At 56.0% G+C, this 15,488-nt stretch carries 13 protein-coding genes; 10 read left to right on the plus strand and 3 right to left on the minus strand.

The features are described from left to right. Positions 1 to 48 precede the first annotated feature (48 nt). On the plus strand, positions 49 to 879 hold the full coding sequence (gene kdsA / locus VK738_16775) for a 3-deoxy-8-phosphooctulonate synthase (protein HTD24315.1): 831 nt from the start codon (positions 49 to 51) through the stop codon (positions 877 to 879). A gap of 467 nt (positions 880 to 1,346) precedes the next feature. Here kdsA and VK738_16780 read toward each other — a convergent pair whose 3' ends face one another. Then, positions 1,347 to 2,555 carry a hypothetical protein gene (locus VK738_16780; protein HTD24316.1) on the minus strand — a complete coding sequence of 403 codons (1,209 nt, stop codon included), beginning with the start codon at positions 2,553 to 2,555 and terminating at the stop codon, positions 1,347 to 1,349. Positions 2,556 to 2,701: 146 nt separating this feature from the next. Between VK738_16780 and VK738_16785 the strand changes: the two genes are divergently transcribed. The 9 genes from VK738_16785 to VK738_16825 all read left to right on the plus strand — a co-directional run bounded on the left by VK738_16785 (position 2,702) and on the right by VK738_16825 (position 13,399). After that, complete coding sequence (locus VK738_16785) at positions 2,702 to 3,601, plus strand: thioredoxin family protein (GenBank protein HTD24317.1); 900 nt, start codon at positions 2,702 to 2,704, stop codon at positions 3,599 to 3,601. A 133-nt stretch (positions 3,602 to 3,734) separates the two neighbouring features. Then, on the plus strand, positions 3,735 to 4,754 hold the full coding sequence (locus VK738_16790) for a KpsF/GutQ family sugar-phosphate isomerase (GenBank protein ID HTD24318.1): 1,020 nt from the start codon (positions 3,735 to 3,737) through the stop codon (positions 4,752 to 4,754). 35 nt (positions 4,755 to 4,789) lie between these two features. Beyond that, positions 4,790 to 5,059, plus strand: a complete 270-nt coding sequence (locus VK738_16795; protein HTD24319.1) for a hypothetical protein — start codon at positions 4,790 to 4,792, stop codon at positions 5,057 to 5,059. A 30-nt stretch (positions 5,060 to 5,089) separates the two neighbouring features. Then, positions 5,090 to 5,782 (plus strand): amino acid racemase, encoded by a 693-nt coding sequence (locus tag VK738_16800; protein ID HTD24320.1) that lies wholly within the window; start codon positions 5,090 to 5,092, stop codon positions 5,780 to 5,782. Positions 5,783 to 5,800: 18 nt separating this feature from the next. Then, entirely contained in the window at positions 5,801 to 7,120 is a 1,320-nt protein-coding gene (locus VK738_16805) for a S41 family peptidase (protein HTD24321.1), read from the plus strand. A gap of 119 nt (positions 7,121 to 7,239) precedes the next feature. Beyond that, positions 7,240 to 9,027: a proline--tRNA ligase gene (locus VK738_16810; GenBank protein HTD24322.1), complete on the plus strand. Its 1,788-nt coding sequence runs from the start codon at positions 7,240 to 7,242 to the stop codon at positions 9,025 to 9,027. 77 nt (positions 9,028 to 9,104) lie between these two features. Further along, complete coding sequence (locus VK738_16815; GenBank protein HTD24323.1) at positions 9,105 to 9,446, plus strand: hypothetical protein; 342 nt, start codon at positions 9,105 to 9,107, stop codon at positions 9,444 to 9,446. Positions 9,447 to 9,746: 300 nt separating this feature from the next. After that, complete coding sequence (locus VK738_16820; GenBank protein ID HTD24324.1) at positions 9,747 to 12,410, plus strand: PBP1A family penicillin-binding protein; 2,664 nt, start codon at positions 9,747 to 9,749, stop codon at positions 12,408 to 12,410. A 17-nt stretch (positions 12,411 to 12,427) separates the two neighbouring features. Continuing rightward, on the plus strand, positions 12,428 to 13,399 hold the full coding sequence (locus VK738_16825) for a tetratricopeptide repeat protein (GenBank protein HTD24325.1): 972 nt from the start codon (positions 12,428 to 12,430) through the stop codon (positions 13,397 to 13,399). A gap of 89 nt (positions 13,400 to 13,488) precedes the next feature. On the opposite strand, the gene VK738_16830 is transcribed toward VK738_16825, so the two are convergent. Next, positions 13,489 to 14,121: an HAD hydrolase family protein gene (locus VK738_16830; GenBank protein HTD24326.1), complete on the minus strand. Its 633-nt coding sequence runs from the start codon at positions 14,119 to 14,121 to the stop codon at positions 13,489 to 13,491. 121 nt (positions 14,122 to 14,242) lie between these two features. After that, positions 14,243 to 15,488, minus strand: a 1,246-nt coding sequence (locus tag VK738_16835) for a pyridoxal-dependent decarboxylase (GenBank protein HTD24327.1), incomplete at its 5' end; no start/stop codon positions are given.

Below are 15,488 nucleotides of genomic sequence, written 5' to 3' on the forward strand. Positions count from 1 at the left end.
TTTAGCCTTTGGCTTTTAGCTAAAGGCTAGGAGCTCAAGGCTAAAAGCTTGTCTTTTAAAGTTGGCAAAGTCGAAATCGGCGGCGACGCGATGTTTCTGATCGCCGGGCCTTGCGTCATTGAGAGCGAGGCCCACGCCATCAAGATGGCCGAGTGCGTCAAGGGTGTGAGCCGGTCGCTGCGGATTCCTTACATTTTCAAGGCCTCTTACGACAAGGCCAACCGCACTTCGCTCACGAGCTACCGCGGTCTGGGCATTGGCGCTGGTTTGCGCATTCTCCAAAAAATCAAAGAGACGGTGAGAATTCCTGTGCTCACCGACGTGCACGAGGCCGTGGACGTGCAGCGCGTCGCCGAAGTCGCGGACGTGCTCCAGATCCCCGCCTTTCTCTGCCGCCAGACCGACCTGATCATCGCCGCCGCTAAATCGGGACGCGCGGTGAACATCAAGAAGGGCCAGTTCGTCTCTCCCTGGGACATGCGCCACGCCGTGGAAAAATGCCGCGACGCGGGATGCGAGCGCGTCTTCGTGACCGAGCGCGGGGCCTCGTTTGGCTACAACAACCTGGTGGTGGATATGCGCTCGCTGCCCATCATGCGCGAGTTCGCTCCGGTGGTCTTCGACGCTACACACTCTGTGCAACTTCCTTCAGCGGGAGAAAATGGGAAAGCTGTGTCAGGAGGCCAGCCGCAATTTATTCCCATGCTGGCGCGAGCCGCTGTCGCCGCCGGCGTAGATGGAATTTTTATGGAAGTTCACGATGACCCCAAGAACGCCAAATCCGACGGAGCCAATGCGCTGGACTTAAAAAAATTGCGCAGCGTTCTCCTGGAATTGGTGGCGGTGAGAAAAGCAGTTACTCAGTCTCCTCGCGCTTAGAAAGCCGCGTTTACCCTTTAGTAATTTGCGGCTCCTGTTTTTGACCTCGGGAAACCGGCCCCCCTACCCCACTTGCAGCAAGTGACTGGAATCGGTAAAAGGAACGTGATCGCCGCGTATTTACTGGGGAGAGCCGCTGTCGCGGGGAGCACCAGCTGAAGTGGCAGCGGTGTTTACTGGATATGCAACATCAGCGGCCGTTTCTGAGTACTGCTTTTACAAATTTTCAAAGAGCGTCGTTCATCTAAAGGGGCTCCGCCGCCAAAACAAGACTGCTGCGCCCCTAGCGCTGCGCTCGCGCTCATGCGGCGCTCGCTTCGCGCTCACCCAGGACGATGCCTTCACATTCTTGAATGATAGATACACCCACGGCTCGCCAGGGCAGGCTTCCGGGACGATCATAATCCAGGTGTGCCCGAAAGTCAGCGTTTTGATACCACAATGGGACCACCAGCAGCCAAGTTGTTTTAAGGAATCGCGATGACCTGCTCGATGAAAGCATCTTTTTGCAACTGCTTGGATTGGCCGTTGGGCTCGAGCCTGAACACTGCGCTTCCGTTGGAATAGAGGATAGAGCCGTCGGTGCACACGTCGAATGACAACACCGATTTCGCCAAGGTTGTGCGCGATCCATCGGGGGCCTGGCGCACCAATTCCCACGATTTCGGGACCAGGTCGGGCGCGGTTTCGCCGGATTGTCCTTTCAATGCTTCAGCGGCATCCACCATATTGCCGTAAATCATCATCCGTCTGAGGTCCATCTCCTGCTGCTTGGCTGCACCTGAGCTCATCAGGGTCTTGCCGCTGTAGCGCGCGCTGAAAAAATTCAGGTAGTGGAACAAAGCATTGAGCAACCGGAACGGGAACAGCAAAAAATCGAGTGCGGCGCGCAGCCAATTTACCCTGGCCACCGGCTTCTCATACGGTTTGCAGATGTAATACAGCGCGCCTTCGGCATCCATTTGCGGCGCCAGCAAGTCATGCTCAGGATCTTCCACCAGCGAGCTTACTTCGCCTCCCTGCAGAGTGAGCATTTGAATGCTGAACGGACTGCGCCCGGCCGCCACCCCTTGCGCGTTGCGCGCAATCCCGGCGGATTGAAATACGATTTTTCCTTCCCCATCTGGCTTGCCCGGCCCTTCCGCATCTTCCCTGCCTGGGACCCAGCGCGGGGCCAGGTCTATGGAGTCTCCCTGCGTAGCTTCCGCCAGTTCGCTGCAATCCGAGCGCATGACAGCAATGCTCGAGTTGCCCGCCTTGTGCCGGATCACACACGTCAAGCGGTCCTTCCCCGGCAAAGCGTGGATCTGGGACAGCCGGTAATCGCTGGTATGCAGCAAGCGCTGCTCCTGCCGGGCAGAATCACGCAGCGAAAAAACTCCGCCGACCTCCGGGGTCTCAAGCGTATAAAAGAGTTCGTCGGCAGCGCATCCGCAACACAGGCCGGTGATGGTCATCCTCATGCTTTCCGGTTCGGCAGCATTCGCACCCCACAGCGCCGCCCCGCGCAGCATGAATTGCGCTCCGGTCCCCTCGCGCTTCCACGCGTTGCGGTTCTGGATATCCTGGACGCGCTGCCGCAAAGAATTTCCAAACTTGCTGTCAATCTCGTGGACGGGCGACTCCCCGAGCTTAAGTTTCATCTTCCCTGCAGCAATGTAGGCGTAGCCGGACATAACCTTCCTGGAATTTAGGGTCGGGGATGCAGTGATATTAGCAGGGAACTTGCCTATAAATAAAGAACCAAGGTTCAACAACCTTTGCCTGCTTGCAATTGCAATCCAGATGCTAACATCGTTGTTCACAACTTGTGGAGACTCACATGCGCTTTTGCTGCCGGGTCCTTTCGGTTTTCCTATTTCTGCTTCTTGTGACCGGTCCTCTTTTCGCTCAAGGCCCGACGAGTAACGCGGCCGCTGCCGGCAGCTTCGAGCCTTTGGAGCACTGGCGGCAGGCGATACTAGCCGGGGATTCGGCAACGCTGCAAGCGACGTACTCCACCCAGCCTCCGGTAATCATCAAAGGCGCGATCACGGAAAGCCAGGGCCCCGATGAAGAACTCAAATTCTGGAAAGAGCGTAAAGAAGCCGGCCTCACCAGCCTGACCTTTGACGATCTGGACGTAAAACCGGGCGAGAATACAAAAAACGAGCAAGTGATGTTTCAGGCAGTCATCACCTCCGCGCCTGCCACCGGCACAGCGCACACATGGTATCTGCGGGCGGTGCAATACTGGCAGGAGCAGAAAGGTGGATGGCGTATTGTGCAGGTTGTGCGCGGCGAACTCACCCGGCTTGAGCTTCCGGTGCATGCCCATATGTCGCACCACAACCTTTTCCCCCCGGATGCCGACGCCCACGCCGAATTAAATCAGGCGCTGGCCGATGCCGCCAAGGAGAAGAAGCACGTCTTAGTGATCTTTGGCGCCAACTGGTCGTTTGACTGTCACGTACTCGACCTCGCTTTTCATCGTCCTGACCTCGAGCCGCTGGTAGAAAAAAATTATGTGGTCCTGCATGTTGATATTGGCGGGTCAGAGACGAACAATAACCACGATTTGGCCGAACGCTTCCAGGTGCCGCTGGAAAAAGGTGTGCCGGCCCTGGCCGTGGTGAAGAGCGACGGCACACTGCTGTTCAGCCAGCGCGACGGAGAGTTTAAATCCACCCGCACCCTCGGCCCGGAAGATTTGGAAGCGTTCCTGGAAAAATGGAAAGAGTAATCTTTAACCACAAAGGGCACAAAGGAAAGAACACAAAGGACACGAAGATGATTTGGATTCGCAAGTTTAGAGTGGACATATCTGCCCCGCGACTGCTCTCACTGTTAATCTTCTGTTAACATCCTTCTTTCCTATGAAGGCGAGTAAGAAATCGCATATCGGTGAAAATGTGGTTCGCATCGAGGCTGAGGCCTTGCGCGAGCTGGCGGCGCGCATTCGTGGACCTATGTCTGCCGCATTCGAGCGCGCGCTTGCACTGCTGCACGCCTGCAAAGGACGCGTGGTCGTCACCGGCATGGGCAAGAGCGGCATCATTGGGCGCAAGATTGCCGCTACTCTCAGCTCTACGGGTACCCCCGCGCTTTTCCTGCATCCTGCTGAGGCCATGCACGGTGACCTCGGCGTGCTTGTCCGCGGAGACGTGGTGCTTGCCCTCTCTTCCAGCGGTGAGACCGAAGAAATTCTGCGGTTGCTGGTCACCATCAAGCGCCTGGGCATTCAACTGATCTCGGTTACCGGCGACAAACTCTACAACGGCACTAAGACATCCAAAAACGCAAAAAAAGTTTCTACCCTGGTCACCGCCGCCGATGTGGCCCTCGATTGCTCCGTGGATAAAGAAGCCTGCTCCCTGGGCCTTGCGCCCACCGCTTCCACCACGGCCATGCTGGCGCTGGGCGATGCCCTGGCGGTCGCGCTCTCTGACCGGCGCGGATTCAAGGAGACCGATTTTGCCGACCTGCATCCCGGCGGCAAGCTGGGCAAGAAGCTGGCGCTGGTGGAATCCCTGATGCATTCCGGCGACGCCGTGCCACGCGTCGGGCCGCACACCAAAATGCACGATGTCATCTACGAGATGTCGCGCAAGGGCCTGGGAATCACAACCGTGGTCGAACGCGAGAAGCTGGTGGGCATCATCAGCGATGGCGACCTGCGCCGCCTGCTGGAAAAACGCGGCAAAGATGTGATGGACCTGACCGCCAAAGAGTGCATGACGCGCTCGCCGCAAACCATCTCGGCGACGCAATTCGCCTCCGCCGCCCTGAACATCATGGAGCAGCGCAAGATTACCTCACTCGTGGTTGTGGATTCGACCGGCAAGGTCGAAGGCATTGTTCACCTGCACGATTTGTGGGGAACGGAAATGGTGTAAGAATTGCATAATTGGGTAATCGGGTAATTGTAGAATTGAAATGCGACCTAGCCCAATTACACAATTACGCAATTCCCCAATTCGACAATTCTATGTATCACTACAACATACAAACCGCGCTTGAAGAGCTGAACGAAGAAGCTGTGCTGCCCAACCCGGTGCATGTGCGCGATATGATTTTGCGCGCGCATTTGCCGCCTGAGCGCTCCATCGAAGCCAACCGGACATTCCTGGAATATCAGAAGCATTTCGGCGAGGCGCAGAAGCTGGCGCGTGAGCTGCTCAAAAGCCTGGCTCCAAAATAACGTTGCGAAATAACCTGGGCGCTCTCCAAGATGAAGACCTTAGGCATCATCGGCGGCATTGGGCCAGAATCTACTATCGAGTACTACCGTTTCATCATTGCCTCGTATCGCGAGAAGAAAAAGGATGGTAGCTACCCCTCCATCATCATCAACAGCATTAATTTGCAAAAAGCAGTGGACCTGATTACGGCTGGTGAATTTGTCCAAGTAGCCGAGTACATCGTTGCCGAACTACACAAGCTGGCCAAAGCGGGAGCAGATTTCGGCTTGCTAGCCGCCAATACTGCGCATATTGTTTTTGATGAAGTTCAACGCCAGTCCCCCATTCCGTTGATCAGCATTGCGCAAGCTACTTGCGATGCCGCCAAGCTCCGCGGCCTGAAGAAACTGGGCCTGCTTGGCACTCGGTTCACCATGCAAGGGCGCTTTTATCCTGAGATTTTTTCTCGCGAAGGTATCGTGCTGGTCACGCCTGACGAAGGCGAACAGGCCTACATTCATGAGAAATACATGGGCGAATTAGTCAACGGCATTTTTCTGCCGGAAACCCGCGAGCGCCTGCTGGCCATCGTGAACGCGTTGCAGAAACGCGAGGGCATTGAAGGCCTCATTCTGGGCGGCACCGAGCTGCCCTTGATTCTGCGTGATGCCACCGCCGGCATTCCGTTTTTGGACACGACCAAGATTCACGTCGAGAGCGCCGTCGCACAGTTGTTGTCATAAAGCAATGGAGGGATGCTTATGTGCGCGAAGAAGGCATTTATCTATGTGGCGATTGCGCTCGCCGGACTGCTTACGACTGCGGGATGGTCACAGCAACAGCAGATATCTGGTCGTGAGCGTGGCCAGATACTAGATATGCTGCGTGACATCGCCGACGACGTTCGCAAACACTACTACGACCCGAAGTTCCATGGGGTGGACTGGGACGCAGCGGTCAAAGAAGCCAGGCAGAAGATTGATAAAGCGGAGACCATGAACCTGGCGCTTGCCGAGATCGCGGCAGCGCTGGATACCCTGCACGACTCCCACACCTTTTTTGTTCCTCCGCAGCGTCCTTACCGCCACGACTACGGCTGGCAGCCTCAAATGATCGGCGACCGCTGCTATGTTGTCCGTGTGCGTCCCAACAGCGACGCCGATGCCAAAGATGTAAGGCCCGGAGACGAGGTGCTGGCGATCAACGGCTATACCCCAATTCGGGACAATCTCTGGAAAATACAATATATGTTCAACATCCTACGCCCGCAGCCCGGGCTGCATCTGAATCTGCGCGACCCCAGGGGCGGCGAGAGTCAGGTTGATGTAGCGGCAAAAATCACGGAACTTGTGCATGTCAGGGATCTGACCGGCAACGGCATCTGGCCTCTTCTACGTGAGATAGAAAACGAAGAACATCTCATGCGAATCCGTTACGCCGAAGTGAGTGATGACCTGATGGTCCTGAAGTTTTCCAGCTTCTTCTTTTCCGAATCGGAATTGGACAACATCATTGGCAAAGCGCGTAAACATAAAGCGCTAATTTTGGATTTGCGCGGTAATCCCGGCGGCAGTGTGGATACACTTGCGTATCTGATCGGCCACATATTTGAAAATAATGTGAAGATCGCCGACCGGGTTGGGCGAGATACAAGGAAACCTCAGGTCGTCAAGGTCATTGGCCATAACCATTTCAGCGGCAAGCTGGTTGTGCTTGTGGATAGCCAGTCCGCCTCGGCGGCAGAGATTTTTGCGCGCCTGGTTCAGATTGAAAAACGGGGAGTAGTCCTTGGCGACCAAACTTCGGGCAGCGTCATGGAAGCCAAGGAATACAGTTACCAGATCGGTATGGGAACCGTTGTCTTCTTCGGCGCATCCATCACTGACGCCGATCTTATTATGACCGACGGCAAGAGCCTTGAGCATACAGGGGTAACACCAGATGAGATTGTTCTGCCCACTGCTGCTGATCTGGCAAATGAACGCGATCCAGTCCTGGCCCATGCCGCTGAGACGCTTGGAGTCCAACTCACGCCAGAACAAGCTGGAAAGATGTTCCCCTACGAGTGGCCCCAACAGTAGCAACATTTTCAGGAATCCAAACTAGTTTGCGATTATTGCGCCTTCAGGGAGTTTCGCGACTTGCCGCCAATGAATTAGAATCAATGATTCGTCACTACAGTTTTAGCTCTTAAACTTCTATGCAGCTCTGGTCACAACTGTTTATCCCTACACTGCGCGAGGCCCCGGCCGATGCCGAGGTCGCCAGCCACAAATACCTGTTGCGCGCGGGATACATCCGCCAGCTCGCCGCCGGAATTTATTCTTATTTGTTTCTCGGCCAGCGTTCGATCCTGAAGATCACCAACATCGTCCGCCAGGAGATGGACAAGATCGGGCAGGAGTTCTACCTGCCGGCGCTCAATCCCCGTGAAATATGGGAGGCCAGCGGGCGCTGGGCGGTCATGGGCGACAACATGTTTCGCCTCAAGGACCGCAAAGGGGCCGACCTGTGCCTGGGCATGACCCACGAAGAGGTCATGACCGATATCGCACGCAACGAGCTGCGCAGTTACCGGCAACTGCCGCAGGTCTGGTATCAGATCCAGACCAAGTTCCGCGACGAACCCCGTCCTAAATCGGGGCTGTTGCGCGTGCGCCAGTTCATCATGAAGGATTCGTATTCCTTCGACGTTGACGCCGCCGGGCTCGATCTCTCTTATAAAAAACACTATGACGTCTACCGCGCCATCTTCGACCGCTGCGGATTGAAATATTCCGTGGTTGAGGCCCACTCGGGCTCGATGGGCGGCTCGCAATCGCACGAGTTCATGATCACGACCGAAGCCGGCGAAGACCTGATTGCGACCTGCGAGAAATGTGATTATGCCGCCAACCTCGAGAAGGCAGCTTCCACGCTTCCTCCGGTGGAAGACTTAGAGCCGACCGGGCCGAAGCCTGAGCTGGTTTCCACGCCGGGCATGAAGACGATTGAAGAGGTTTCCAAGTTTCTCAAGGTCTCGCCCACGCAAAAGATCAAGACCCTGGCGCTGATGCAAATCAGCGAAGACCCCAAGACCAAGGAAACGCGCACGCGTCCGGTGGTCGTGCTTTTGCGCGGAGACCATACTCTGAACGAGGCCAAGCTTGCCGGGGCATTGAACGGAAGTGAAACCCGTCCCATGCGCCCGGAAGAGATTCAGCAGGTTTTCCGTTCGCCGGCCGGGTTTCTTGGTCCGGTTGGGCTTGCGGCTTTTCACGCCGATATGGGCGGCAGCCAGACCCAGCGCATCCTGCTTGAGGCGTTGCCCATTATCCTGGGCGACAACGCGCTCAAAGGACGCAAAAACCTTATCGCCGGGGCGAACAAAGAGAATTTCCACTTACGCAACGTCACTCCGGGCCGGGATTTCGGCGTAACCGAGTGGGTGGATTTGCGCAACGCCGCTGCCGGCGAAGGCTGCGTAAACTGCGGGGCTCCACTGAAGGTGGCCAAAGCCGTCGAGATCGGGCACATCTTCAAGCTGGGATACAAGTATTCTGAGTCCATGGGTCTGCGTGTGCTCGATAAAGACGGCAAAGAGATTACACCCATCATGGGCAGCTATGGGATTGGCATGGAGCGCATCCTGACCGCCGCCATCGAGCAGAGCCACGATGAAGAAGGCTTCTGGCTGCCCCCTGCGATTGCTCCCTTCGATGTGGTGGTCACTCCTACGAATGTGAAGGACGCCATCCTGGGTCCGGCGTCGAAAGAAATTGCTGAAACTCTGACCAAGGCGGGCTACGATGTGCTTTACGATGACCGCGATGAGCGGCCGGGGGTAAAATTCAAGGACGCCGACTTGATCGGCATTCCTTACCGAATTACTGTTGGCAAAAAGGTTCCCGAGGGTAAAATTGAAGTGTTCAACCGCTCGACACGCGAGAGCCTTGATGCTACTATCAGCGGCATCACAAGTGAGTTTACGGCGATAATACGACGCTAGTGGTGGTCGCAGAAATTCAGTTCCGCGGCATGCGGAAGAAATAAGTTATTCCGCCTCGGGTGGGCGGCTATTGCACTATGAAATATTTCAAGCCAATTTTGGGTATCTTGCTTCTAGTGGCTTCTGTTTATCTTTGCTTTCAGCTGGTACCGCCCTATTTTAAGAACTACCAATTTCAGGATTATCTGGATCATGAGGCCACAAGGACCTCTTACAGCAACCTGTCAGAAGATACCATCCGCAATGAGGTTTTAAAAGAAGCCCGGAATGATGACCTCCCTATCACTGCAGAGCAGATTCACGTCACCGTAGGGAGGCTTCAGGTTCAAATCAACGTGGACTACACCGTGCACGTAGACTTGCCCTTTTTCCCGACGGATTTGCATTTCAACGACGCCTCGGCGAACAAGGGAATTTAATGCAGCGTCGGCATCTGGCCGGCTGTCGTGGGCTTCTTGCCCACACTTTTCGAAGGTCGAGCTTGCCGAAAGAGCAGCAAGCCGATTGAATTAAAGCTGGACCGGGGGTAGGCAACGGCGGCCGCCCTCGCATACGTCGAATGAATTTGCAACGAATAGTTAATGTGCATGGCACATACGCCGCTCGTCTGAACTTTTAAACGCGATAGAATAAAAAGCAACACCGGCTGTCCGGCAGGCAGCAGATGGCCGTTTTGGCCTCTGCCGGCATCGAACAATACAGGAGTCTCTAGGTTAATCTTGAACGGAAAACCCCAACCCGCCCGCGCAAAAAACGGGGCCGCCAAACCGCCAAAAACCAAGCGCAATTGGCGCGCGACCCTCTCTCGACCCATCGTAAAAATCGGATTGATTACCCTCCTGATCGTAGGAACCATCGGGATGGGCATCTTTGCCTTTTTCTACATCAAATACGAGCGCATTGTAGACCGCCGCATGCGCGGCCAGATTTTCAGCAATGCTGCCAAAATCTACGCCCGGCCCAGCACGTTGCATCCAGGGGACAAATATGACAGCCGTGGAATCATGGCTGAACTGCATCGTGCCGGATATTCGGAAGACCAGCCCGACGACCAGAAGATCGGCACCTTCCGTCTGATCCAGCACGGAATTGAAGTGCGTCCGGGGGTGAACTCTTACCATAGCCCTGAGGGCGCAGTCATTACCGCTTCAGGCGGCAAGGTTGAGCGCATCAGCGCAATCAATGACGGACGCGAGCTCAATGCCTATGAGCTTGAACCCCCGCTGCTCACTGCGCTCTTCGAGGGCGAACAGCGCTCCAAGCGCCGCCTGGTGCGCTACGAAGATATCCCCAAGGTACTGGTGGATGCAGTGCTGGCCATCGAAGACCGCCGCTTCTTCCAGCACGGCGGCGTGGACTATATCCGCATGTTGGGTGCAGCCCGCAACGACGCTATGCATAAGCACACCTACATGGAAGGCGGCTCTACCCTGACCATGCAGATTGCGCGCGGATTCTTCCTCACCCAGGAGAAAACCTACAAGCGCAAGCTGACGGAGATGCTCATCTCCATGATCCTGGAGCAGAAGTTCAATAAGAAACAGATCTTCGAGCTCTACGCCAACCAGATTTATCTGGGGCAGCGTGGTTCTTTTAACATCACCGGCTTCGGCGAAGCCTCCCAGGCATATTTTGGCAAGGACCTGAAGAACCTCACGCTTCCTGAAGCTGCGCTTTTGGCCGGCATCATTCAGCGGCCGAGTTACTACAATCCTTATAAATCCCCCGAGCGCACCCTGGAGCGCCGCAATCTGGTGATTGATGGCATGGTAGAAACCGGCGCCATCACCCAGGAAGAGGCCGACCGCGCTAAAGCCACTCCGCTCAAATTGGCTTCGCCTAACGTGGAAGCCAGCGAAGCCCCTTATTTCGTTGACTTGGTTCGCGACACGCTGATTGCCAAGTACAACGAAAAAGACGTTAACGAAAACGCCTATCGCATCTACACCACTCTGGATCCTAATCTGCAAAAGGCCGCCGCCGAGGCGGTTGCTGTGGGAATCAAAGAGGTGGATGCCCAGGTAAAGAAATTGCGCACCCATACCGTGGTCAAGGGCAAAGGCAAAGGCGCGCAAAGAGAAACCGTGGTTACCCCTGGCCCGGAGGCGCAGGTGGCGCTGGTGGCGCTCGATCCGCATACCGGGGAAATACTTGCCCTGGTCGGCGGCCGCAATTACGGCACGAGCCAGTTGAATCATGCCGTAGCTAAGCGGCCTACGGGATCCAGCTTCAAGCCGTTTGTCTATGCGGCCGCCATGAATACAGCCATCAATGGAGCCGATACCGTTCTGACTCCCGCCAGCATGCTTGATGACTCCCCCACTACGTTTACCTATGGCGATCAAATTTATGAGCCACGTAACTACAAAGAGGAGTACCATGGGCCGGTAACTGCTCGTTACGCGCTAGCCATGTCGCTGAATAACGCTACCGTGAAGTTGGCTGAGCAAGTCGGCTATGACAAAGTGGCGCAACTCGCCCATGCCGCCGGAATCAAATCTGTGCAGGCCACTCCGGCCATGGCGCTGGGTGCCTACGATGCCACCCCTGTGGATATGGCGGGCGCATACACCGTCTTCGCCAACGGTGGCACACGCATTCAGCCCATCATGATTACCTCTCTGCGCGACGCCCGCGGCAACATAGTCGAAAACTTTTCTACCAAGCACGAGCAGGTGCTCGATCCCCGTGTGGCTTACGTCATGACGGACATGATGCAGGGCGTGCTGAACTTCGGCACTGCTGCCGGGGTCCGCAGCCGGGGCTTTACTGCCCCCGCCGCCGGTAAGACTGGAACATCGCACGATGCCTGGTTCGCCGGATATACCAGCAACCTGCTCTGCATCGTCTGGGTCGGATACGACGACTACAGCGATCTCCGTCTCAGCGGCGCCTATACCGCAGCGCCCATCTGGGCCGAATTCATGAAGCGGGCCATAACTGTGCAGGGATACAACAATCCCCAGCCCTTCCCTGCTCCTGCAGGCGTGATCGGCGTAAAACTCGACAAGACAACCAATCGCCTGGCTGATCCTTCCTGCCCCGACGACTACTATGCAATTTTCGTGGCCGGGACCGAGCCGCGTGATTTCTGCGACCAATCCGGAGCCGGGGGTGTCAGCGGATTTTTCTCGAAAATATTTGGTCAAAGTACGAAACCTTCGCCCCCCTCTGCGGTGTCTAATGCTAGTCAGGAACCCTCCCCATCTGGTGCTGTCGCTGAAGCTGCTCCTGATAATCAGGACCAGTCGAAGAAGAAAAAAGGTTTCTGGGGCCGATTGTTTACTGGGAGTGGCGATGATAAAGAAAAGAAAGGGGATAAGAACGCGCCCGTGGCCCAGCCAACTCCCGGATCACAGGCGGACCCAGTGCCACGAAACTGATCTCTAAGGAGGTTTGTATGTTTCTGGTTCATTATGCTGTTTTGGCAGCCTTTATGGCGCTGCCTCAAGTGCCGGTTAAATTAATCCAGGCCTTGCCTCCCGCCCCGCCTGCAGCCCAACCCCAAGCTCAACCTCAAGCTCAACCTAAAACTCAACTGCAAGCGCAGCCCCAGCCTCAAGCTCGGCCTCAGCCTCAAGAGCCTGTAGAGAAACCAATCAAGCCCGACAATGGGCCCAGCAGCACCGCCTTGGTGCCGCAACAGATCCGCAAAGCCGAGCCGCCGCCGCCGAACGCCACCGCCCAGGAATTGGAGGATACTGCCGACGATCTTCGCGGTGAAAAGGCCTTTGCCGACGCGCTCGATTACTATCACGCCGCCATAGCCAAGGCCGACTCCGCCATCTTGCACAACAAAGTCGGGATAACCTACCTGGAGATGTTGCGCTACGACGCCGCCAAGCGCGAATTCGAGCGCTCGACCAAGATGAATAAGGCCTATGCAGAGCCTTATAACAATCTTGGCGTGGTGGAATACATCCACAAAAACTACGGCCGCGCGGCCAGGCGATATCAACAGGCGATTAAGCTGCGCGACGACTCCGCCTCGTTCCACAGCAATCTGGGCACGGCATACTTTGCGCTAAAGCAGTACGAGAAGGCCTCGATAGAGTATTCCAAGGCGCTGACCATAGATCCCGATATTTTTGAGCGCAAGTCGCGCGGTGGAGTATCGCTGCAACTGGCTTCAGCCGAAGACCGCGCCAAATATGAGTACGTAATCGCCAAAATGTACGCTGGCCTGGGAAACTCCGATCGTTGTTTGATCTATCTGAGGAAAGCCATCGAGGATGGATACAACGCAGTTGATGATGTGTATAAGGACCGCGAGTTTACCGGCATGCGCAAAGATCCGCGCTTCGTTGATCTCATGGCGGCAAGGTCCAAGGTCTTGCAGATTCCCCCGGACCCGAATCCTCCGGCACCATAGATCGGTGAAACTTCATGAGTAGAGACGTAGCTTGCTACGTCTCTGCCCTGTTGTGCCCACTCAGCATGCCCTCGGCTGAATGCTGATTCCTAATCACTCAGCTTCACTGTCTTCGTCTTCCGCTCCGTGATGTACTCCTCCACCACGCGCTTGAGCTTTCCTTGCGCGCGCAGAATGTACTCTACTGCGTCGCGCAGCGCGCCGTCTCCGCCGCAGTGCTCGGTAATCCAGTGGGCTTCTTCTTTCACGTCTTCGCGGCCATTGGGGACAGCGATGGCCAGACCACAGTTGCGCATCACCGGCAGATCAATAACGTCGTCGCCAACGAAGGCGGCTTCGCTGGCATCGAGCTTTTCTTTTTCCAGGATCTCCCGAAATGCCCCCAGCTTGTTGGCAATGCCCTGATAGACGTGGTCAAGCCGCAGGTCCTTGGCCCGCAACGCCACGGTTTCTGAGATGCGCTTGGTAATCAGTCCGGTCTTGAGCCCGCCCAGCCGCGCCAACGAAATCGCGGCGCCATCGTGTGCATTGAAGCCTTTGGCCTCCATCATGGAGCCACCGGAGATGGAATAACCGCCGATCTCGGCGTTCTCAGCGGCCTTTTTTTCCGCCATCGGCTCAAAGCCGGCAGGTGCAGGAAATAACCAGATCTTGCCGTCGGTCAGAACACCATCCACGTCGAAAAGCAGAAGTTTGATTTTTTTTGCGCGTTTTTTAGACATTTTGATAATTAAACCACAAAGGAGAAGTTCACCACAGAGGCACAGAGAAATTGAATCATTGAGTCATCGGATCATTGAATCATTTGGGGATCGAGTACCAATGACTCAATGACCCGGTGATTCAATGACACAATTGTGACGCCTCCCGTGTTATCGCCTGCCACGCGCGCTCGACGTGGCGCTCTTCGGTCATGGTCTGACCTACGCACAGCCGCAGCACCAGCTTGCCATTCAGCTTTGTATGAGAAAGATAGAGTTCGCCGCTCTGGTTGAGCCGGTCCATTAACCTCTGGTTGAGGTCGTCTTCGCCCTTCAGCCTGAAGCAAACCAGATTAAGCTGCGGGGGAGCGGCAATTTCAAAAGCGGAGTCGTTGCTCACCCACTCCGCAAATTTCTGGGCGCACTTCACATGCCGCCGGATATGGAACTGCAATCCCTCTACTCCGTAATGCCGGATCACGAACCACAACTTCAGCGCCCGAAAGCGTCGCCCCAGAGGCACATGCCAATCGCGGTAGTCGGTGACCTCGCCGGAAGTAGAGGCCTGCGTACGCAGATATTCCGGCACCACCGAGAGGCTGTTGATCAGCGCCTTGCGGTCAGCAACGTAGAAGCAACTGCAGTCGAAGTTAGTGAACATCCACTTGTGGGCGTCAAAGACGTAGCTGTCAGCGAACTCTATCCCTTTGTGCATGGAGCGGAACTCCGGACAAAGCGCTGCCGTCCCTGCCATGGCGGCATCGGCGTGCAGCCACAGGCCGTGCTTGCGGCAGATGGCGCCGATCTCCGCCAGCGGATCGAAGGCCATGGTTGAAGTCGTTCCCACCGTGGCGCAGACGAAAAAGGGCAGCAGGCCATTGCGCTTGTCGGCTTCGATGGCTTTTTCCAGAAGCTCAGGACGCATGGCAAAGTTGGAATCTACTTCGATCAGTCGCAGATTCTGCGAACCGATGCCGGCAATCTTGATGTCTTTCTCGATCGAAGAGTGCGCCTGCGACGAGGTATAAGCCACCAGCGGCTGGCGGCATCCATGGGCGTTGCTCTCAAAATTTGTGGCGCGCTCCCGCGCCGCCAGGATCGCGCACAAAGATGAGCTCGAGGCCGAATCCTGAATCACCCCACCGCCGCTGCTGGAAGAAAGGTATTGCCGCGGCAGATCCAGCATCTCCACCAGCCAATCGAGGACGTGGGCTTCGAGTTCGGTGCAGGCAGGCCCGGTAACCCAAAGCATTCCCTGGATGCCAACCGCCGCCGAAAGCAACTCACCCAGTACCGAAGGCCCGCTGGAGTTTCCGGGAAAATAGGCGTAGAAGTTCGGCGACTGCCAGTGGGTGATGCCGGGAAGGATTTTCTGTTCTACGTCGCGC

The organism is Terriglobales bacterium (genome assembly GCA_035487355.1).
Classification (GTDB): Bacteria; Acidobacteriota; Terriglobia; order Terriglobales; family Acidobacteriaceae; genus QIAW01.

What these genes read in the sequence shown, in the direction of transcription:
- VK738_16780 (HTD24316.1), bottom strand. Translation starts at nt 2,555, where the DNA reads ATGTCCGGCTACGCCTACATTGCTGCAGGGAAGATGAAACTTAAGCTC.
- VK738_16785 (HTD24317.1), top strand. Translation starts at nt 2,702, where the DNA reads ATGCGCTTTTGCTGCCGGGTCCTTTCGGTTTTCCTATTTCTGCTTCTT.
- VK738_16790 (HTD24318.1), top strand. Translation starts at nt 3,735, where the DNA reads ATGAAGGCGAGTAAGAAATCGCATATCGGTGAAAATGTGGTTCGCATC.
- VK738_16800 (HTD24320.1), top strand. Translation starts at nt 5,090, where the DNA reads ATGAAGACCTTAGGCATCATCGGCGGCATTGGGCCAGAATCTACTATC.
- VK738_16805 (HTD24321.1), top strand. Translation starts at nt 5,801, where the DNA reads ATGTGCGCGAAGAAGGCATTTATCTATGTGGCGATTGCGCTCGCCGGA.
- VK738_16810 (HTD24322.1), top strand. Translation starts at nt 7,240, where the DNA reads ATGCAGCTCTGGTCACAACTGTTTATCCCTACACTGCGCGAGGCCCCG.
- VK738_16815 (HTD24323.1), top strand. Translation starts at nt 9,105, where the DNA reads ATGAAATATTTCAAGCCAATTTTGGGTATCTTGCTTCTAGTGGCTTCT.
- VK738_16825 (HTD24325.1), top strand. Translation starts at nt 12,428, where the DNA reads ATGTTTCTGGTTCATTATGCTGTTTTGGCAGCCTTTATGGCGCTGCCT.
- VK738_16830 (HTD24326.1), bottom strand. Translation starts at nt 14,121, where the DNA reads ATGTCTAAAAAACGCGCAAAAAAAATCAAACTTCTGCTTTTCGACGTG.